At 34.8% G+C, this 19158-nt stretch carries 19 protein-coding genes; 9 read left to right on the forward strand and 10 right to left on the reverse strand.

From position 1 onward, the window contains the following. Nucleotides 1-65 precede the first annotated feature (65 nt). From EAG08_RS10420 to hflX, 8 genes are read right to left on the reverse strand one after another with little or no spacing between them, the layout of a single operon-like run. Complete coding sequence (locus tag EAG08_RS10420; protein WP_129535375.1) at nt 66-404, reverse strand: DUF6122 family protein; 339 nt, start codon at nt 402-404, stop codon at nt 66-68. A 6-nt stretch (nt 405-410) separates the two neighbouring features. Continuing rightward, complete coding sequence (locus tag EAG08_RS10425) at nt 411-1634, reverse strand: hypothetical protein (protein ID WP_129535376.1); 1224 nt, start codon at nt 1632-1634, stop codon at nt 411-413. Nucleotides 1635-1666: 32 nt separating this feature from the next. After that, on the reverse strand, nt 1667-3721 hold the full coding sequence (locus EAG08_RS10430) for a hypothetical protein (RefSeq protein WP_129535377.1): 2055 nt from the start codon (nt 3719-3721) through the stop codon (nt 1667-1669). 15 nt (nt 3722-3736) lie between these two features. Beyond that, nucleotides 3737-4405, reverse strand: coding sequence for a hypothetical protein (locus EAG08_RS10435; RefSeq protein ID WP_129535378.1), 669 nt, complete (start codon nt 4403-4405; stop codon nt 3737-3739). Between the two features lie 13 nt (nt 4406-4418). After that, nucleotides 4419-5129 (reverse strand): DNA alkylation repair protein, encoded by a 711-nt coding sequence (locus tag EAG08_RS10440; protein ID WP_228446494.1) that lies wholly within the window; start codon nt 5127-5129, stop codon nt 4419-4421. Nucleotides 5130-5152: 23 nt separating this feature from the next. Beyond that, on the reverse strand, nt 5153-6439 hold the full coding sequence (locus EAG08_RS10445; protein WP_129535380.1) for a cation:proton antiporter: 1287 nt from the start codon (nt 6437-6439) through the stop codon (nt 5153-5155). A gap of 10 nt (nt 6440-6449) precedes the next feature. Then, on the reverse strand, nt 6450-7085 hold the full coding sequence (locus EAG08_RS10450; protein WP_129535381.1) for a DUF4919 domain-containing protein: 636 nt from the start codon (nt 7083-7085) through the stop codon (nt 6450-6452). Next, on the reverse strand, nt 7085-8317 hold the full coding sequence (gene hflX / locus EAG08_RS10455) for a GTPase HflX (RefSeq protein ID WP_129535382.1): 1233 nt from the start codon (nt 8315-8317) through the stop codon (nt 7085-7087). The genes EAG08_RS10450 and hflX overlap by 1 nt, the downstream gene beginning before the upstream one ends. Nucleotides 8318-8527: 210 nt before the next feature. Between hflX and EAG08_RS10460 the strand changes: the two genes are divergently transcribed. The 5 genes from EAG08_RS10460 to EAG08_RS10470 all read left to right on the forward strand — a co-directional run bounded on the left by EAG08_RS10460 (nt 8528) and on the right by EAG08_RS10470 (nt 11979). After that, nucleotides 8528-9007, forward strand: a complete 480-nt coding sequence (locus EAG08_RS10460) for a T9SS type A sorting domain-containing protein (RefSeq protein ID WP_129535383.1) — start codon at nt 8528-8530, stop codon at nt 9005-9007. Nucleotides 9008-9012: 5 nt separating this feature from the next. After that, nucleotides 9013-9459, forward strand: coding sequence for a hypothetical protein (locus tag EAG08_RS22045; protein ID WP_228446495.1), 447 nt, complete (start codon nt 9013-9015; stop codon nt 9457-9459). An 86-nt stretch (nt 9460-9545) separates the two neighbouring features. Further along, on the forward strand, nt 9546-11363 hold the full coding sequence (locus tag EAG08_RS10465) for a beta strand repeat-containing protein (protein ID WP_228446497.1): 1818 nt from the start codon (nt 9546-9548) through the stop codon (nt 11361-11363). Nucleotides 11364-11422: 59 nt separating this feature from the next. Continuing rightward, on the forward strand, nt 11423-11560 hold the full coding sequence (locus tag EAG08_RS22050; RefSeq protein ID WP_228446498.1) for a hypothetical protein: 138 nt from the start codon (nt 11423-11425) through the stop codon (nt 11558-11560). Between the two features lie 8 nt (nt 11561-11568). Then, the gene (locus EAG08_RS10470) at nt 11569-11979 is read left to right on the forward strand and encodes a hypothetical protein (RefSeq protein ID WP_129535384.1); all 411 of its coding nucleotides are present in this window, start codon (nt 11569-11571) and stop codon (nt 11977-11979) included. Nucleotides 11980-12043: 64 nt separating this feature from the next. Here EAG08_RS10470 and EAG08_RS10475 read toward each other — a convergent pair whose 3' ends face one another. After that, complete coding sequence (locus tag EAG08_RS10475; protein ID WP_262696725.1) at nt 12044-12376, reverse strand: META domain-containing protein; 333 nt, start codon at nt 12374-12376, stop codon at nt 12044-12046. 188 nt (nt 12377-12564) lie between these two features. On the opposite strand from EAG08_RS10475, the gene EAG08_RS10480 reads away from it, so the two are divergent. Further along, nucleotides 12565-14763 (forward strand): S46 family peptidase, encoded by a 2199-nt coding sequence (locus tag EAG08_RS10480; RefSeq protein WP_129535386.1) that lies wholly within the window; start codon nt 12565-12567, stop codon nt 14761-14763. A gap of 222 nt (nt 14764-14985) precedes the next feature. Here EAG08_RS10480 and EAG08_RS10485 read toward each other — a convergent pair whose 3' ends face one another. Continuing rightward, a complete protein-coding gene (locus tag EAG08_RS10485; RefSeq protein WP_129535387.1) occupies nt 14986-15891 on the reverse strand; it encodes a helix-turn-helix domain-containing protein in 906 nt (301 codons plus the stop codon). Between the two features lie 368 nt (nt 15892-16259). Between EAG08_RS10485 and EAG08_RS10490 the strand changes: the two genes are divergently transcribed. The 3 genes from EAG08_RS10490 to EAG08_RS10500 all read left to right on the forward strand — a co-directional run bounded on the left by EAG08_RS10490 (nt 16260) and on the right by EAG08_RS10500 (nt 18969). Beyond that, nucleotides 16260-17183 (forward strand): hypothetical protein, encoded by a 924-nt coding sequence (locus EAG08_RS10490; protein ID WP_129535388.1) that lies wholly within the window; start codon nt 16260-16262, stop codon nt 17181-17183. A 110-nt stretch (nt 17184-17293) separates the two neighbouring features. Further along, a complete protein-coding gene (locus EAG08_RS10495) occupies nt 17294-17941 on the forward strand; it encodes a helix-turn-helix domain-containing protein (RefSeq protein WP_129535389.1) in 648 nt (215 codons plus the stop codon). Nucleotides 17942-18366: 425 nt separating this feature from the next. Then, nucleotides 18367-18969, forward strand: coding sequence for a hypothetical protein (locus tag EAG08_RS10500; RefSeq protein WP_129535390.1), 603 nt, complete (start codon nt 18367-18369; stop codon nt 18967-18969). Nucleotides 18970-19158 lie beyond the last annotated feature (189 nt).

Raw genomic sequence — 19158 nt, forward strand, 5'->3', positions numbered from 1 at the left:
AAGTGTCTCTAAAATACAAAAAATCTATGAAAACTCAATTATTAAAAGAAAATATTAATAATATTTTAATGACACCATAGCTCAAAATCCTGAACATCTGTCAACATGTGAAACAGTAATCCGATGCCAATTATTCTTAAATTTCCTTTAAAAAACAACAGCAAAAAATACACCGCAATGGCATAATAAGAATGTAAAAAATGAAATCCAACGCTCATTCTGTTCGGATCAAAAACAGGATCCGCAAACAAATGATCAAGATCAACCAGCATTGTTGCCAAAAGAATTAAATACGTTTTTTTCCACTGACTACGATAAAAAACAAAGGCAATAATTGCAGGAAAGGCCAAATGCAGAAAGTAATGCGTACATGTTTTTAGGAGAGCAATTTCAGGAGGACACATTTTGTTTTACCTTAGAATTAATGGATATTTTTCTTTTTTGAATTTAAATTTCAACGTATAATCCTGATTTTCATTTCCATAGAAAAGATATTCAACGTCTTTAAAAATCGGATTATTTAAAGTTTTAAATGAAGAAAAAAGCAAAGGACTGTTTTTGATGAAAATATAGTTTTGATTTCTTTCACTCAATTTCACAACTTTTTGCGTAGATTTTATAGAAAGCTGATTCTTGCTTTTGCTAATCAAATTTGGCTGAAATGGAATTGCTGTAAACTGATTTTGTGCATTAATCCATTTTTTTTGCTGGAAATAATTCCAGGTTTTATCGGGATTTGAAGTTTGAAGCAAAATTTCATAATTGGGTTGAACGATTTTCTGATAACTGATTTTTTCAATTTCGTTAAATTGATCGTCGTAGCCATAACTGACAATCGTATCATTCACTTCCGCAAGATTTGCGCTCATTTTCAAATGATTAATCGATGCAGAATCTGTACTATTTTCTTTAAAAACAGAACTTATTTTTTTAATATTTTCCGAATTCAATTCTACATTCAAAAACTGTGTTTCCTTATTTAAATCTGAAATCAATGATTCGAAATTGGAAGAATTCTGTTCATTTTTTATTTCAATTTCATCGTCTTTTAAATGAATTGAAAAGTTCTGGGTTCGCAATTCTGAAAAAAAAGAAACACTCCCCAAACCTTCACTTGTAAAAGAATCTGCATTCAAAACTTTATTTCTAAATTTTTGAAAAAATGGTTTTCCGATGTTTTTAAAATTTAAATCTGATGTTCCGACGATACATTTTCCACCTTCAATTTTTATAAAAAGCTGGTTATTTTTAAATAAATCTTTTCCATAAGATATGATTTTTCGTTCTTTTAAAAATGTCGAAAACTTTACTTTATCGTTGATTTCAAAAATGGTATACCACTCAGAAATTTTAGTGTTTTTTAAATGAAAAATCTGAAGAAAGTCCGGAATTTTCAAACCCGAATCTGAAATGGAAATTTTCTTGTCATTTTTTTCACCCTCTTCAAACCATTTTGAAGGATGCATCAAAAAGCTGGAAATATATTGTCTTGTCGCTTTTTTAACATCGACTACAACCACAACATCTGCATTTTCGGGAATGTATTTTAAGTTTTTATCTTTATGGAAAAACAGAAAATAAACGCCAACCGAAAGCAGAACTGTGATAATAAGAGCAATATATTTTTTCTTCATGAATTTCCTTTAAATTATCATAATCAAACTTCCTAAAGTGTCTGTGGCTTTTTATCCGCTTCCATATTTTTGAAAATTTCGTCAAACAAATCGAAGAAATACATTAAGCTGTTTTCCGAAGAATTTTTAATGTTATAATCCATTTCTGTCTGAATGCTTTCCCCTTTCACTTCAGTTTTAAAATACACTTCACCCACATTTTTTCTTATCGAATTCAACGTTTTTTTCTCAGAAACTGTTTTGAATTCCTGCTCCAGACCAACCAATAGTTTTTGAATATCCAATCTTCCGGACAAAGGATATTTCGCAGAATCTTTCATCCATTTTGTTGAACTCGATGACTGATTTTTCGCAGTCAGATTCTCTGTAGAACTTGTAAGATAAACAATTCCGTCTTTTACCGTAAAGTATAATTGATCAAGATATCCGTTGCTTTTGCCTTCTTTAAAAGTGTAGACATCTCCGTTTTTTGTGAACTTTTTAGCAAAATCTTTATTGGTCGTCAAAACATCAAAAACACGTTTCCAATAGCCTTCATTTTCTGTTGCAAAAGCAAATGTAAAATCAGGAACCATCACGTCTTTGGTCTTTTTCACTTCCTTTTCGTTATAATCATCATCGTAATCGTAGTCGGTGTAATCTACTTTTTTAGATTTCAGTTCGTTCAAAACAAAAATTCCGTTTCCGGGTGCAATTTTAGCAATGGCTTCTTCATCCAGAACGATTTTCATGGTTTCCATCATCAACTGAAGTTCTTTCTGATATTCTTTTTCTCCGGCGCCCTGGAAAAAGCTGTACATCATATCAAAAGTTTTGTATCCATTGACGTTCATTGCATAATATCCTACACTTTTATCGCTAATTAAAGCGGTTAGTTTTTTGTTTTTCTTGCCTCTGTAAACATCAGAAATGCTTTTCTGAATGTCTGAATTTCTATGCTGAATATTGTTGACAAGCCTTACTTTATCTTTGTCGAAATAAAGATTGTACGCAGAATTTGAATTGTACATTTTCTCAAGAAACTTTGTATACCCAACACGTCTGAACATCTTTCCGTATATACCTTCGTTCATGATTTTTCCGTAATCTGTGTATACAAAAACATCAGAATTAGCATCTCTGAAGCTCAACATTTCCTTCGGAACATCAAGCTCGTAATTTGAACTGAAATATCTATCAAAATTATTTTCTGCAAATTTCTTCACGATTTTAAATTTTTCCGATTGCAGCGAATCCAATTCTTTCTGATAATCTGTATCTAAAGGATAAGCTTCTGCTTCTGCATAATCATCCTGAGAGGTAGGCGGCGGAATTTGATCATAATCTTTCTGCTGATCAACTTTAGTTTCTACTTTGTCTGTAGGATATTTGTGGTGTTTTTCTAGATATTTAATGTCTTTTTGATATTTCAGAATATCGGAATTGTTTGATTTGATGTTTTCTTTTAAATATTTAATCTCATCTTTCAAATACTGAATTTCTTCTTTATAATCGAAAGGCTTTTCTTCTTCCTCATAAACTGCCGCAGCACTATCAACAACAGCAACGGCACTATCAACAACAACAGTGGTGCTGTCAGCTGCATCATAATCTGTCCAGCTATCTTTTGACGGTTTGTTGTAGTTGATCATCGTAAGATAGGCACGATTTCCGTTCCAGGCTACGAATGTATTGTCGTCAATATCGATGTAAGAATAGTTGCTTTTCTTAGAAACCTCCAGCCCTTTTTTCTTGGTTGAATTAATAAATTCCTGAAACTTTTCCTGATTATCAATAATAAAATGCGCATTATAGCTTTGAACAGAATCATTCAAGGTTCCGTAATGATATTGGGTTGCGTCATATTTTATTCCCGTTTTGGAATAGTCGTTCCACGACGGTTTTTTGTCTTTGCCTTTATCTTTGGTGATTTCCTGCAAAAATGGGTTGAATCTTTCCCAATCGATTTTTTTATTGAGCTGTTTGCCATTGATTTCCATGTAAAATGCAGTATTCTGCGGAATTTTCATGCTGTTTTGTGCAAAAACAACAATGAAACCTAAAAGCAAATAAGCTAAAGTCTGTGTTTTTAAAAGTAGAGATTTCATATATAATTTGTGGAATTACTGGAATAAAATAGTGTTTTGAGTCTGCTTTTTCTGAAGGATAAAATCTAAAATATTACCCTCAAGCTTCATCGCTTTTTTGTTGGGCGAAAGCTGATACGAATTATTAGACTGAGATTTCACTGTATTTTCAAACTGCAGAACAGAGGTATATTTAGCATTATTAAAAACTTCTTTGTCGGCTGCACTCAGTTTGTCATAATCACTTTTGAAGGTGTTGATTTTATTTCTGGTAAAAGATTTTTTTTGTGGATTGTTACTGTAAATATTGGTCGGAATCATTTTGCCTAAAATATTTTTGGCTTTCAGTTGTTCTAAACCAGCGTTGACGTTTTCAATTTTCTTGAAATTACAGCTCAGTTTAATGATGTAATTATCAAAATCCATCGAAGTTTTCACATTTGAAATCCCTGGAACGGTTTTAAAAATTCTTGCAGCTTCATTGATTTTAGCTTCAATTTCACCTTTTTTCGGAACTTTTTTGCCGTTTATGGTTTCCATTTTTGAAATGGATGCCAATCTGGTTTTGCTTTTACTGGCATTCAGGATAAGCGAGTACTCACCGCTTCCGTCAGCTTTCACATTGACTTTATCTAAAATATCAAAACAGCTTGTCAGCAATAAAATAGGAAGCAAAAACAGCAACCGCTTGAGAAAAATTTTCATAATCTAGTTTATTTTAAATTCTGCCTTTCAAATAATCTTGCCTTACCTCTTCATCCAACTTTTCTATGGCATATCTGAGGCAGGTTCTTGGCATTTCTTTGTAATATTTGTTTAGATAATCTATGAGTTCCGCTTCATTTTTGTTGCCCATCTCCCGTAAAAGCCATCCGTTGGCTTTGTGCATTAAGTCGTGTGGATGATGTAAATTTTGAGTTACAAATTCTTTAGTTAATTCAAAAGAACCTTTTTTCACATAATACATCGTTCCTACAACGGCAATTCTTTTATGCCACATTTGGTCAGATTTTGAAAGCTCTTTTAAAAGGTTTTCTTTCTGATTTTCAAACGCATATCGACCTAAAACCTTATAACAGCTCGTGTCCACCAGATCCCAATTATTGATATGCGGAAGATGACTGAGATAAAATTTAACAACCTCATCTTTTACAGCCTGGTCTTTTGTTTTTTCAAATTTAGAAATCAGCATCAGCAGGGCTGTGAGTCGATGCTCGTGATAAGGTGAAGAAAGCAATTCGCTTAATTCTTTTAAACTAATTTTTGAATAAAATTCTTTGGCGACAGACCGTTGATCTGGAACTGTTACACCTAAAAATAAATCTCCTTCGCCATATTCTCCTTTTCCTGTCTTAAAAAATTTAGGAAAAAAAGCTGCTTTCTCCGGAATGGATAAAACAGCCAGTGATTCTTTGATCTCTTTAAGCATTGTACTCATTGATTAACAATCGATTAATGACTTTCTTCTAAAGCTATACTTTCTAACTCTTTTTCTTCATCAGCAATCCTTTTTGGATTGGCAACTTTTGCAATCGTAAGTCCCTGAACAATAATAGAAAACACAACCACACAGTAAGTGATACTTAAAATAGCATTGCTGTACTCATTTTTCGGGATAGACATAGCCAAAGCAATGGAAACACCGCCACGAATACCTCCCCAAAATAAGACTTTTATCGTCTGCGGACTAAACCTCGTTCTGAAAGACATAAATTTTGTAGGTCCCCAAATTGAAATAAACCTTGCCACCAAAACTACCACAATTGCCAATAATCCAGGAATTACATAATGGTTTAAATTTTTAATCATCAACAATTCAAACCCGATGAAAAGGAACAGAACGGCATTCAGAATTTCATCAATAAGTTCCCAGAATTTAATCAAATAATCCTGAGTGACCGATTTCATTTTAAATTTAACATTAAAATTCCCCATGAATAATCCGGCAGCAACCATCGTCAACGGTCCGGAAACATGCATCTGTCTTGCTACAAGATAACCGCCCATTACAACAGCCAATGTCACCAAAACTGAAATAATATAATCATCGACTTCACGCATTAACCTTGAAGTTATCCAACCTAAAAGAACACCTAAGAGCAGTCCGCCACCAGCTTCTTTCATTAATAAAATCGTAATATTTTCTATTCCCAAATCTACCTCACTTCCTATTGCAAGTTGCAACACTACTGTAAAAACTACAACTGCCATACCATCGTTAAATAATGATTCCCCAGCAATTTTTGTTTCTAATGATTTTGAAATATTAGCTTGTTTTAAAACACTTAAAACCGCAACCGGATCTGTAGGAGAAATCAATGCTCCAAACACCAGACAGTAAATGAAAGGAATTTTTAAACCAACCAAAGGCAACAAATAGAACATTCCAAAACCTACGATAAAGGTTGAAATGATGACACCTGCCGTAGAAAATATGAGGACAGGCCGGAACTGTTCTTTTAAATCATTAATATTAATATGAATTCCTCCGGCGAAAAGAAGAAAATTCAGCATCGCTCCCATCAAAACTTCAGTAAAGTCGATACTGTTCATCAAATCATTCAGATGACCGAATGTTTTTGGAAGGAAATCTTTACCAAATAAAACCAAAATGATAGATACCACAATGGCAATAACCATAATCCCGATGGTGCTCGGAAGTTTCAAAAATCTGTAGTTGATATATGCAAAAATGGATGCCAGTACGATGAGCGCTGAAAATGAATAATATAATTCCAATGAATTTGTTTTAAAAAATTAAGTCTAAATAAAGTACTTTGATATAAATTTTGATGTCTCCTTTTTCCCAAACGTCAACCACGCCATCTTGCAAAGTTTTGGACCCCCGTGTGTAATCCTGATCAATATTCATCACATTAAGAAAGATATATTCATCCCCAACGCTGTTCACTTTAAATGCGGTTTTCTCTGATTTTCCGTCTCCGGAACTTTTAATAGCATCGGTAAGAAGCCTTAACTGTGAAATATGATGCGAAAAATTGCTTACATCTTTCTTCTGGTCATAAGAACGAAGCAGAATGAGAATGACATCGAGATTGGTAGGATCTTTTGCATAAAGAATTTTCCCAAGTCTGATGCATTCTTCAAAATTACCGCTTTTAAAAGCTTCCGCTAAACCTTTGAACTCGTCTCCCACTTGAGAAACTTTATCTTTTCTGAAATTTCTCCCGTAGTACAGATGTTGTGCTTCTATACTGTCGAGTGATTTTGGAAGCCCTTTAAATTTAAAAATAAGCTTTTCGTAATTGTAAGGCGAATTGGGATTACTGAGATTCTTCTCAATACTCTTCATATCGAATTTTGCCTTTTGGCTAAACCCAAAAAACGGAAGAATAAGGAGAAAGAATAAGATTCTGTAATTCATTAATCTTCTTTTTCTGATGCTTCGTCTTCGTCGTTATCAAAATATTCGAAAAGAAAATCGTTGTACGGGAATCTTGAAATATGAATCGTCATAATCTCATCGTAAATCAATTTTTTCATTTCAGGGAAATTTTCTTTCGTCAAAGCGGAAATGAAAACTGCAGGATGTTTAGATTTATTCATCCACGTTCTTTTCCATTCTTCCAAAGAAACATTTTTGTTTGAACCCGGTGTAAGATCGTCTTCGTCTTTTTTCTCATAACTGAAATCATCAATTTTGTTGAAAACCATGATCATCGGTTTTTGATGCGCATTGATTTCCATTAAAATCTGATTTACAGATTCGATATGATCTTCAAAACTTTCGTGAGAAATATCAACCACATGAATCAACAAGTCAGCTTCTCTTACCTCATCCAAAGTAGATTTAAACGACTCTACCAACTGAGTCGGCAATTTTCTGATGAAACCTACTGTATCCGTCAAAAGGAAAGGTAAATTTCCAATTACTACCTTTCTTACCGTCGTATCCAATGTTGCAAAAAGTTTATTTTCCGCAAAAACATCAGATTTAGAAATAGCATTCATCAACGTAGACTTTCCTACGTTGGTATAACCTACCAAAGCCGCACGAACAACCTTACCACGGTTGGTACGCTGGGTAGCCATTTGTTTGTCAATGACCTTCAGTTTATCTTTCAACAATGAGATTCTGTCACGGATGATCCTTCTATCCGTTTCAATCTCCGTTTCACCGGGACCACGCATCCCAATTCCCCCTTTTTGCTTATCTAAGTGAGACCACATTTTGCTTAATCTAGGCAGTAAATATTGGTATTGCGCCAATTCTACCTGCGTTCTTGCATAAGAAGTCTGGGCTCTTTGGGCAAAAATATCAAGGATAAGATTAGTTCTGTCGAGGATTTTTACTTCAATTTCTTTTTCAAGATTTTTAAGCTGAGAAGGTGACAATTCATCATCAAAAATGATGGTTCCTATCTCATTTTCTTTTACATATTCCTTTATTTCCTGAGCTTTTCCGCTCCCTACAAAAGTTTTGGGGTCTGGCTGAGTTAAATTCTGAGTAAAGCGTCTGTCTACCGTAGCGCCTGCCGTTAGAGCTAAAAACTCCAGCTCATCCATATATTCCTGTAACTTATCAGCATCTTGATTCTGTGTGACAACGCCCACCAAAACTGCCCTTTCGTAATTATGTTGTTTCTTTTCTAACATTAAATTCTGTATAATTTATAAGATTTACAAGATAACATTTTTAATTAATAAATGCAAGCGGAGTATTCAAATATGGTGTTTTCCCCTTTTCAATTCTAGTTCTTTTCCTCTGTTTTAGCTCTATCACCTGCACTTACCTTTACACCGTAAAAAATTCATTTACAGAAGATAACATTAAAACTAATTATTAACCCCAAATTAATATTAAACATGAAAAGAACTTTTATCTACGGCTTCTTTTTGACCCTCTGCACAGTTCTGCCCATCAATGCACAAAAAGCAGTTCTCGCAACGGGATCAAATGCAACAGGAAGTAACGGCTCAGCTTCTTACAGCGTAGGGCAGATTGATTACACCAACAAAGGAACAAATAGTTTAATCATGGAAGGTGTACAACAAGCCTACGAAATTACTACCCTTTCTACCACAGAAACTGCGGGCTCAGACAAAAAAGACATTTTATTGTATCCGAATCCTTTTAAAGACTTTATTTTTCTGGATTTTAGTACAAACGACTACCGAAATTCTGACTATCAATTATTTGATTCTTCAGGTAAACTTGTGAAACAGGGCAAGATCAAAGAATCAAAATCAGAACTCAATTTTTCAGACCTCCCTTCTGCGATGTACATCATTCGAATAAATCAAAACGGGAAAAACATTAAAACATTCAAAATCATTAAAAAATAACCACCATGAAAAGAATTTTACTAACAGTCGGAATTTTACTAGGCTGTCATTTAGTATCAGCCCAAGCTCCGGAAAAAATGAGTTATCAGGCCGTAATGAGAAACACAACCGGTCAATTGCTAGTTAATCAGAGCATCGGAGTGAAAGTAAGCATTTTACAAGGTTCACCTGCAGGAACAGTAGTTTATTCTGAAAGACTGACCGGAACGACCAATGTCAACGGATTAATCAGCATGGAAATAGGAACAGGAACTGTACTTTCAGGAACTTTTGCAACCATCAACTGGCCGTCTGGCAATTATTATTTAAAAACAGAAACCGACCCTACAGGCGGAACGACCTACACAATTGCGGGAACAAGTCAATTACTAAGTGTACCTTATGCAATGTATGCAAAGACTTCCGGTAGTTCCGGAGGGGAAGTCTTACCTTACCCTATACTGCGACAGTAAACAATGCCAGTAATCTTTTCTCAATAACAAACGATGGCGACGGAACTTCTCTTGAAGGAAACAACAACACTACAACGTCAAGTATAGTGGCTGTTCGAGGAACTGTTACTAATGTTACTCCTGGAGGTTTTTCTTCAGGTGTAAGAGGAATAAATAATGGTACAGGAGGATTAGGTGTCGGTGTTTGGGGAAGCCAAAACGGAAGCGGATGGGGTGTTTACGGTGTTACTCCGAGCGGGCTTGGGGTCTACGGAAATTCATCAGGTGCAGGTTATGGAGTTTATGCCAACAGCAATACAGGAACGGGACTTAATGCTACAAGTACAAATGGTCCCGCTGCCAACATTTCAATTTCAAATAATGCAAATGCAAATACGGTTCTTACCGCAAATACCGTAGGAAACGGAACCGTCATCAATGTCTCATCTTCTGGTTCAGGAGCAGGCGTTATGAGTAGCACAGGAACCGGATTCGCCATTCATGGTATCACGAGTGCACAGAGTTCTGCAGGAGTTATTGCCGATAACAATGGCGCCGGTGAAGCTGTAGTAGGTAGAAACACAAGCGATATTGCCGGAGCTGTGGTCGGTAGAAATGACGGCGGAGGTTACGGAGTACACGGTTTTGTAGCAACAAATACAACAGGGAACGGTATTGGAGTATATGGAAGAGTCGGCATCAGCGGAAGCAAAGGCCGGGCAGGAAGATTTCAAAATTTCCTCGCAACAAATGACAGAAACACTTTCGAAGTAGAATCTAACAGCACCGGAAATATCCCAGACAATACTCAAGGTAACGTTTCATCTTTTCTTGCCAGTAACACAAACAGTGTAAGTGCAGCAGTAAGAGGCGAAGTAAAAACCATCTTCGGAAACTTTGGTGCAGCAGGCATTTTTGGAGTATCATCCGGAACAGGAGGATTCGGAGGGCTTTTCCATGCTTCAAATATCAACGGAAATGGAGCCGCAATGATAGCAATAACTGACGGAAATGGAAATGCTATTACAGCAAATGCCGGAAAAAACGGAAATGCAATAGAAGCTAATGTAGACGGAACAGGAAATGCACTTTATGCCTGGGTACCTACTTTTTCGGAAGGACGTGCAGGTAGATTTGAAATTTTCAATGATGAAAATGAAAGCGATGTTATATCTGTAAAAACAGTTGGTAACGGTATCGCCGGAAACTTTAAAGTCGACAGAACAACAGGAACATCCCCAGCCGTAAAAGGTGAAGTGACATCTCAATTCGCCAATTTTGGTACAGCAGGTGTTTATGGTCTTTCATCTGGTACAGGCGGATTCGGAGGTTTATTTTATGCCTCAAACGCCACCGGAAATGGCCCCGCTTTATTAGCTTTAACTGAAGGAAACGGAAACGGAATCACCGCTAATGCAGGCGGAAGCGGAGACGGTGTAGAAGCCACAGCAGATGGTACTGGTTCAGCTATTTATGGATGGATTCCGAATTTCGGAACAGGTAAAGCAGGATATTTCAGAAACTTCAATAACGCAAACGGCCAGCCAGTAGTTCACGTTACAACAACAGGTACCGGTTCGACATTACTAATCAACCATCAAGGTCCGTCAGGAAATATTGCCACCTACCAAAACAATTCAGCCAATGTAGCCCGTATTGATAAAACCGGAAAAGGATTTTTCAACGGAGGAACCCAAAACAGTGGTGCCGATTTAGCAGAAGCATTCGATGTAGAAGGAAATACGTCAGATTATGAGCCGGGAGATATTCTAGTAATTTCAACAGATACAGACAGAACTGTAGAAAAATCTTCAAAACCATATTCTACTCTGGTTGCCGGGGTTTATGCTACAAAACCAGGGGTTCTTTTAACAGAAGAAAACATTGATTCCGAGTTAATTGGCAAAGTACCGATGGGGTTGTAGGGGTAATTCCTACTAAAGTTTGTCTCGAAGGAGGAAAAATAAAAAGAGGTGATCTTTTGGTGACCTCGTCAAAATCCGGAGTTGCCATGAAAGCCAATCCTAAAAAAGTAAGAATAGGACAGGTCATCGGAAAAGCCCTTCAGGATTATGACCAAAACTCAATCGGGAAAATAAAAGTATTAGTTAACATCAAATAAAAACTACCATGAAATCATTATATATCATTCCTTTTTTATTCTTAAGCGTAACATTTTATGCACAAGAAAATAAATCCGTAGAACCTCAGGATCAGGAAAAAGTTCTAAAAGAAGCAAAAGCATTCGAGCAGAAAATGCAAAAAGAAAGCGAACTTACTTCTCCCAAAAAAGACGAGCAAACCACTTTAGCATCAGAACAAGGTCTTGAAGTAAAAGAACAAGGTGAAAAAGTTCAAAACCAAAGCAACAATCAAGGGAAATTATTACCTAATACTGCAAGTTTTGAAGAGATTTTAGCATCAATCCCAGGCAGACAAAATACTCGCAAGGCAAAAGTTTCTACAAATAATTCTAAAGCTCAAGGTTTACCAAAAACGGCAACCTTAGCGGAAATCAAAAAAACGATTCCAAAAAACTAGACTAGTAACCATTTATATCAAAAGAAGTCCGCATTCATGTGGACTTCTTTATTTTTTTTAAAATTTAATCCCAATCAGCGGCGATAAATTTCATCTCATTTCCATTTTTATCAGAAAGCGTTAATCGATGTCCTTCAATTTTATAATGGATCATATTTCCGAATTTCTTTATAAATGTATTTTCAAGATTCATATTCTGACAAGCCATCTCGGTACTTCCGAGATTTGAGATTTTCAGCTTTCCGTTATTTTTAAATTCAGTTGTGAAAAAAATCTTATTGCATCCCATTGTGGCACTTCCTTTGACTTCAGTATTTATTTTTTCACCTGTCAAATTAATTCCAGCCTTATTTTCAATCAACTCCTGTTTGGGAAACTGATCAAATGAAACCAACATCCATTCTCTTTGGTAATGCGGGTTATTTGACTTTGCAGCGGAACAATTTAAAACTAAATTTAAAATAAAAAAGGCAAAAACAAACGATAAAATGTTTTTCATACCACTCTCCCACCCATTTTCGTACCAATTACGGATAGGTTATCGTAAAAATTAGTAAATTAGCCCCAAATAAATTATTTTATAAAATGAAAAGAATATTTTTACTATTCACTTTCTTACTTGGTTTTGCTCAAATGAGAGCAGACGAGGGAATGTGGTTATTGATGCTCGTTAAAAGACTTAACGGTGTAGATATGCAGAAAGAAGGTCTGCATCTTACTCCGGAAGAGATTTACTCTGTCAACAATTCAAGCCTTAAAGATGCTATTGTAAGCTTCGGAGGTTTTTGTACAGGAGAAATCGTTTCAGACAAAGGGTTGATTTTTACCAATCACCACTGTGGTTACGGTGCAGTTGCTGCAGCTTCTACTCCATCAAAAGATTATTTGAAGAATGGTTTCTGGGCAATGAACCAGAAAGAAGAATTCAATTCTAAAGATCTTTATGTAAGATTTTTGGTAAGAATGGATGATGCTACGCAGAGAATCAATTCAAAATTAAACAACAACATGACTGCAGCTGAAAGAAAAGCTGTAATCGATGCTGAAACAAAAGCAATTCAGACAGAAAATTCTGAAAACGGAAAATACACTGTTGTAGTAAGAGATTTCTTCAACGGAAACGAATTTTATTTCTTCGTTTATCAGGATTATAAAGATATCAGATTAGTAGGTGCACCGCCATCTGCAATCGGGAAATATGGTGGAGATACAGACAACTGGGAATGGCCAAGACACACAGGAGATTTTACAGTTTTCAGAGTGTATGCTGATGCTGCGGGAAATCCTTCAGAATTTAAGCCAACCAACGTTCCTTTGAAGCCTAAGCATTTTTTACCGGTTTCTCTTAAAGGAATTAAGCCTGGAGATTTCTCAATGATCTTAGGTTATCCCGGAAGAACAAACCGTTATTTGACTTCTTACGGAATCAACCAAATGGTTTCTAAAGACTATCCGGCTTGGGTAGAAACTTCAAAAATGGCAATGGATGTCATGAAGAAGTACATGGATAAAGATAAAACAACTCAGTTGGGTTATGCTTCTCAATATGCTTCTGTAGCCAACTATTGGAAAAATAGACAAGGAACCATCGATGCCGTTATCAAAAACGGAACTATTTCTGACAAACAGAACATCGAAAAAACCTTCAGAGAATGGTGTGTACAGCCGGGTAATGAAATGTACGATGGCGTTTTAGACCAAATCGCTACTTACTACAAACAAGTTACAGACAGAAACGTAGAAAGAAATTATGCTTCTCTTTTAACAAGAAATGCTAAATATATCGCTCTTGCTTACCAGATGGCACCTACTTTAGATGCTTATGCAAAACAAGATATGGCAGGAAGATTGGCAATGAAGCCTAAAGTTGAAGCAGCTATTAAAGATGCTTATGATAACCTAAATACTGAGTTGGAAGGCGAAATGCTAAACTCTTTGGTCAACCTTTACAAAACGAAGGTAAAAGCCGATGTTGCATCACAGACGATTATGGCACTTGATGCTAATACATTATCAAATGTTGCATATTCTTCAATATTTGCCAACAAAACTTCTGTAACGAATTTTGTTCTGAACCCGGATCGTTTGAAATTAGACGCAGATCCACTATTGAAAATCGCAAAAGGTGTCGCTGATGATCAAAGAATTTCTAACGAAAGATTTGTGAAAATTGATGATAACTTTGCTAAAAACAACCGTCTTTTCTTAGCTGGTTTAATGAAAGCAATGCCTGAGAAAAAATTCTATCCGGATGCTAACTCTACAATGAGATTAACTTACGGACAAATTGATACATTGCCAATCAGAGACGACAGAAACTACTTTGGAGTTACTGATAACTACTATACAACAATGGAAGGTTTAGTGGGTAAATACAAAGCTGGTGACGAAGAATTTGATCTTCCACAGAGAGTTATTGCGCTTCAAAATGCTAAAGATTACGGTCAATATGCTGATAAAGCAGGTTACCTTCCCGTGAACTTCTTGTCAAACAATGATATTACAGGTGGTAACTCTGGTTCTCCGGTAATCGATGGTGACGGAAACCTTATTGGTATTGCATTCGACGGAAACAGCGAAGCATTAAGCGGAGATATTGTTTTTGAAGACAAATGGCAGAAAACAATCAGTGTAGACATCCGTTTTGTTCTTTGGACGATCGACAAATATGCTGGTGCAAGAAGAATTGTAGATGAGTTGAAATTGGTAAGAGATGAAAATACTCCGGCTGACACAGGCGCATCTAAAATCAAGAATGTTCCTGCAAAAAAGAAAAAGAAATAATATTTCTTACTCAATCGAACAAAAACCTCGATGAGATTATAATTAAAAAGCCAAGGTAAATATGTTTTACCTTGGCTTTTTATTTTAAATATCCTCAGTCCGATTCTTATTATAAGCTGGAAAAATCTGTTTTAATTATTATGAATTCAAACAGATCCATTTAAAAACCTTTATTAAATTATCTTTAGGTACAATATTTTGAAGCAGGTATTTGACAAACTATTAAACGTTACCATTAATTTCATAAAAAGTCTCAGTTCCATCTTTAATTCCGCTCTTCAATCGTTCAATAAAACAAGACGGCGTAACGTCTGTTTCCTTTTTAAAAGCGATTACAAAAACCTGCGGTGAGGCATAACCACACTCTTCCGAAAGATAGCTGATTTTATACTCTCTATAGACAGAATCTTCATACAGTTTTTTAGTAATATAACTTATCCTAAGCCCATTGATATAGCTATTGAAGTTTTTATCTCTGTGGACTTTTATAACTTCGGACAAATACTTCGTATTGGTATTTAAATGACTTGAGAGCCAGGTAAGATTAATGTCTTTTCTGAGGAATTTCTCAGAATTCTCAAACTTAATGATCTTCTTAAGAATTGCATTGGATGTTTCTTCTGAAATCGTAGTTGAATATTTTGTATGGGTTTCCGAAGCATCATCCAAATTAAAATCATTGTTTTGTATTTTTAGAGTAGAAGTAAAATGATCATAGTTGTTTTGCTGTAATAGGTATTTCTTTCTGTGATAAAATAAGAATGCTGCAATAATCAGAATCAAAACAATTGAATAAATAAAGACAGCAGTGATGTTAATATTTGTATTATTACTGGCTATAAAAACAGAAGCTTTTAGAATTTGTCTTTGAAATAACACATCTCTTTCACTCAAATCTGAATAATAATCTACACATTTTAAGTATACATTTTTTTTTAAATCTTTCAAATATTGTCTTTCAAAAGCTGCTGAAATTTCTCTCAACGTAAGTTGCTGAGCATTGGCACAAGATGAGTAAAATAAAGTCAGAAATATCAGAATATTTTTAAGCGCATAAAAATTGATGACTGATGATTTTCTCTTAGATTGGAAAAAAAACCGTCTGTGAATCAATAGATTTTGGTTCATGGTTAATCTTTGTTTTTTGGTTAAAAATTCACAAAAACGAATTTTATATCCCAAAATTAGGATTATGATATTTGCCTTTTGAAAAAAACATTGAATCTATTCTGATATTATGCTAACCTATTTTAAGCTAAGCATTTGATTAACAATATAGCTAATTTGTAAAACACACAATTTAACCACCCATCTATTTAGCAATTTCAAACCTATATATTTCTGAAATTCTTTCACATAATAAATTTATTTTATCAAAAACTCAAAGTTAGGTCTACAGAATGTGCTATTAATGATTAAATAATAAATCTGCCACATACCACTTATTAACTATTTTGTACTTTAGCTCAATTTAATAACCATTTAAGAATACCTTTATGAAAAGATTTCTTTACCTATTATTTATTTTCGCAGTGTCTCAAGCATTGTTTTCTCAAAAAACAGAACCTGTCGGAAAAACACCTGAAGCAAAAGCAATTGATAAGCAATTAGAGGAGATTCACCAAAAGACAAAATCTTTTATCGACCCTAAATACGAAGCACCTTTGCTTCAATTAAAATCACAATCACAGAAACTAGGATATGATGACGGTGTTTTGAGAAGCGGGGACTATTTGATGGGACTGTACGTAGGAATAGAAAACGACAAAAAAGCCGCTGAACTTGCTACTGAACTCAAGAAAACTGCTAAAAACAAGAAAGACACTTACGGTCACATATCAAGTATTTACAGACGCAGTGCGCTTACCCTCGGCTATTTAGGCTTATCTGATGCGAGTCTGAAAGACTTTAAAAAAGCAATTGAACTTGTAAAAGACGTTGAAAATAATGATAAAAAAAGCAAATTATCAGCTTTTGCCTACAACAATCTTAATATTTACTATCTCAACAAAATAAAGGAAGAACCCACGCTGATAGACTCGATGTTTAGCAATTTTAAGAAAGGCCTTGAAATGGCCAAAATGATTAGCAACAATAATGATGTAGTTTCTATTAACGAAAAGCATGACCTCATTGCAGATGGCAATATGCAAATCGGAAACCTTTATCTTGATCACAGTAAATCTAAAGAACGTTTACAATTAGCAGAAAAATATCTACATGAAGCTTTAAAAATTTACGAAGACCCTAAAGTTCAGCTAGATCCTGCAAACAAAGCACGTGCTTATTCTGCTTTGAGTAGATTACACACTCAAAAAAAGAACCTCAGGAAGCAATTGATTATGGAAAAAAGGCTCTTGAAAATGAGAAACAGCACAGCAATCCTTATACAAGACTTCAATCTTATAAAGCACTTTTAGAAGCCTATCTTGAAAACGGTGATACTGAAAATTCTAAGTTTTATCAAAATAAATATTCAAAATTATTTGATAGTATTAATTACAAAGAAATACAAGCAAGTAATTCAACCATGAAAAAGATGGTAGCAGAAGTAGATCATCAGCACAAAGAAAACACCAAAAAACAATGGATTATAACCGGGATAATAGCTCTTTTTGCTGCCACAGCTATCATCATCTATTGGAGAAGAAGAAATAAAATTCTCCGCAAAAACTATGAGCAGATGATCGACAGGCTAAAGAACGAACAGTCTACTCAATCATTAAATCCAAATGGCTATAATGAAGAAATAGAGACCTCTTCAGAAACTGAAATTGATGATGAACAATCTCATTCTCTTAGTAAAAATGTAATTTCAAGCCAAACCGAAGCAAGAATTCTTAAAAGCCTGCAAAGCTTTGAAAAATCAGAGAAATTTCTTAGAAAAGACCTTACCGTCAGCTTGCTTGCCAGTCAGCTAAAAACCAACTCTAAATATCTTTCCGAAATCATTAAGAACAACAAATCTTTAAGTTTCAGCGACTACATCAATAATTTAAAGATTAACCACATCGTTCACAAGCTGTATAACGAACCTAAATATCGAGGTTACAAAATAAGCTATCTGGCAGAGGTTTGCGGATATGCTTCATCGCAGGTTTTTGTATTAGCTTTCAAAAAAATAAACGGAGTTACCCCTTCTTATTTTATTCAAAATCTTAATGAGGACAATCTTTAATTAGGTTTCAAGGTAGCAGTACGATGGTTTAGTTATTTATATGAATTTTAAAAACCAAATACTCACACGTATATCTTTGAGCATGACTTAAAAAAAACAACCCGCTTTTATACAATTTTCAATTTACACAGCAGAATTGCTCATTAAATCATCTTATTCCGGTAAGAAACCAGCTAATATTGTCAACTAAAAACCGCTGTTTCAAGCGGTTTTTAGTTTTGTCACGAATTTACCCTTCAATCCATATATACTTGAAAATCAATAGTTTTATTTTGTAAAATAACAATTATTCATAGAATGATTTCGGAATATCTGAGATCATTCTTTTTTTTCATGGGAGACAACTATGTAATATTGTTTCAGTTTTAATAAGAACATCCCCTCTACCTTATTACACTAAAAACATACAACAAAATAAGACTCTGATGATGAAAAAGAACAAGAACTCAATTTTCAAAAACATGAGACCGCAAGGTACCATGTGGAAATTGGGTTTCTTTTTTTCATTCTTACTTATTCTTACGTCAAATTCTGTTTTTGCTCATTCGGAAACGACTGCCTCAGAGTCGGTTGTAGATTTTTCTACTGTTTCAGTTGCTCAAACACCGGAGACAGTAATTCATGTTGCGGAAGGAACTACGATCTATGGTTCAGATCTTACTTCAAAAACCCCTGCAACTTCATCATCATCCAAGCTTAGAAAGCAAAAAAAACGAGCAGGCAAAGGAAAAGCAATTGAACTTACAAAAAAGAATGTTCAGCTTGAAAACAAATCTAAAAAGCCTGAAACCAAAATATTAGTATTAAACCATCCATCGGACAATTCTTTCAATGTAAGCAAACACACTACGAGTGTTGGAACAATTACGGTAAACAATACTTTAAAATCTATTGTACATGATACTTTCTTTGATTTTAAAATAATACCTCTATCATTTTACAATAATTCTTTATTCAAATATTCAATCCCTTTCATAAAGGAGATTACAGATCGTTATAGCTTTACAAGGCCTCCTCCATTTACCTAGCCTGACCGAGACAATAATTAATCATTGTTTCTAAGTTTTTTTGAATTAAAACTCATTCGGGCAAATCTCGCTCTTTTCTCATTTAATAAAAAAACACGACGAACAAATCAAAACTGAATTCGTACGGCAGCAGGCCGTGAATTCAGAAGATAATTACTATCGAATAGTAACATTCAACAAGTGAAAAAC

Source organism: Chryseobacterium sp. 3008163, from assembly GCF_003669035.1.
GTDB lineage: Bacteria > Bacteroidota > Bacteroidia > Flavobacteriales > Weeksellaceae > Chryseobacterium.

Excerpts from the sequence above, each read along its gene's own strand:
- EAG08_RS10420 (WP_129535375.1), bottom strand. The coding sequence starts at position 404 with ATGTGTCCTCCTGAAATTGCTCTCCTAAAAACATGTACGCATTACTTT.
- EAG08_RS10425 (WP_129535376.1), bottom strand. The coding sequence starts at position 1,634 with ATGAAGAAAAAATATATTGCTCTTATTATCACAGTTCTGCTTTCGGTT.
- EAG08_RS10430 (WP_129535377.1), bottom strand. The coding sequence starts at position 3,721 with ATGAAATCTCTACTTTTAAAAACACAGACTTTAGCTTATTTGCTTTTA.
- EAG08_RS10435 (WP_129535378.1), bottom strand. The coding sequence starts at position 4,405 with ATGAAAATTTTTCTCAAGCGGTTGCTGTTTTTGCTTCCTATTTTATTG.
- EAG08_RS10440 (WP_228446494.1), bottom strand. The coding sequence starts at position 5,129 with ATGCTTAAAGAGATCAAAGAATCACTGGCTGTTTTATCCATTCCGGAG.
- EAG08_RS10450 (WP_129535381.1), bottom strand. The coding sequence starts at position 7,085 with ATGAATTACAGAATCTTATTCTTTCTCCTTATTCTTCCGTTTTTTGGG.
- hflX (WP_129535382.1), bottom strand. The coding sequence starts at position 8,317 with ATGTTAGAAAAGAAACAACATAATTACGAAAGGGCAGTTTTGGTGGGC.
- EAG08_RS10460 (WP_129535383.1), top strand. The coding sequence starts at position 8,528 with ATGAAAAGAACTTTTATCTACGGCTTCTTTTTGACCCTCTGCACAGTT.
- EAG08_RS22045 (WP_228446495.1), top strand. The coding sequence starts at position 9,013 with ATGAAAAGAATTTTACTAACAGTCGGAATTTTACTAGGCTGTCATTTA.
- EAG08_RS10470 (WP_129535384.1), top strand. The coding sequence starts at position 11,569 with ATGAAATCATTATATATCATTCCTTTTTTATTCTTAAGCGTAACATTT.
- EAG08_RS10475 (WP_262696725.1), bottom strand. The coding sequence starts at position 12,376 with ATGTTGGTTTCATTTGATCAGTTTCCCAAACAGGAGTTGATTGAAAAT.
- EAG08_RS10480 (WP_129535386.1), top strand. The coding sequence starts at position 12,565 with ATGAAAAGAATATTTTTACTATTCACTTTCTTACTTGGTTTTGCTCAA.
- EAG08_RS10485 (WP_129535387.1), bottom strand. The coding sequence starts at position 15,891 with ATGAACCAAAATCTATTGATTCACAGACGGTTTTTTTTCCAATCTAAG.
- EAG08_RS10490 (WP_129535388.1), top strand. The coding sequence starts at position 16,260 with ATGAAAAGATTTCTTTACCTATTATTTATTTTCGCAGTGTCTCAAGCA.
- EAG08_RS10495 (WP_129535389.1), top strand. The coding sequence starts at position 17,294 with ATGAAAAAGATGGTAGCAGAAGTAGATCATCAGCACAAAGAAAACACC.
- EAG08_RS10500 (WP_129535390.1), top strand. The coding sequence starts at position 18,367 with ATGATGAAAAAGAACAAGAACTCAATTTTCAAAAACATGAGACCGCAA.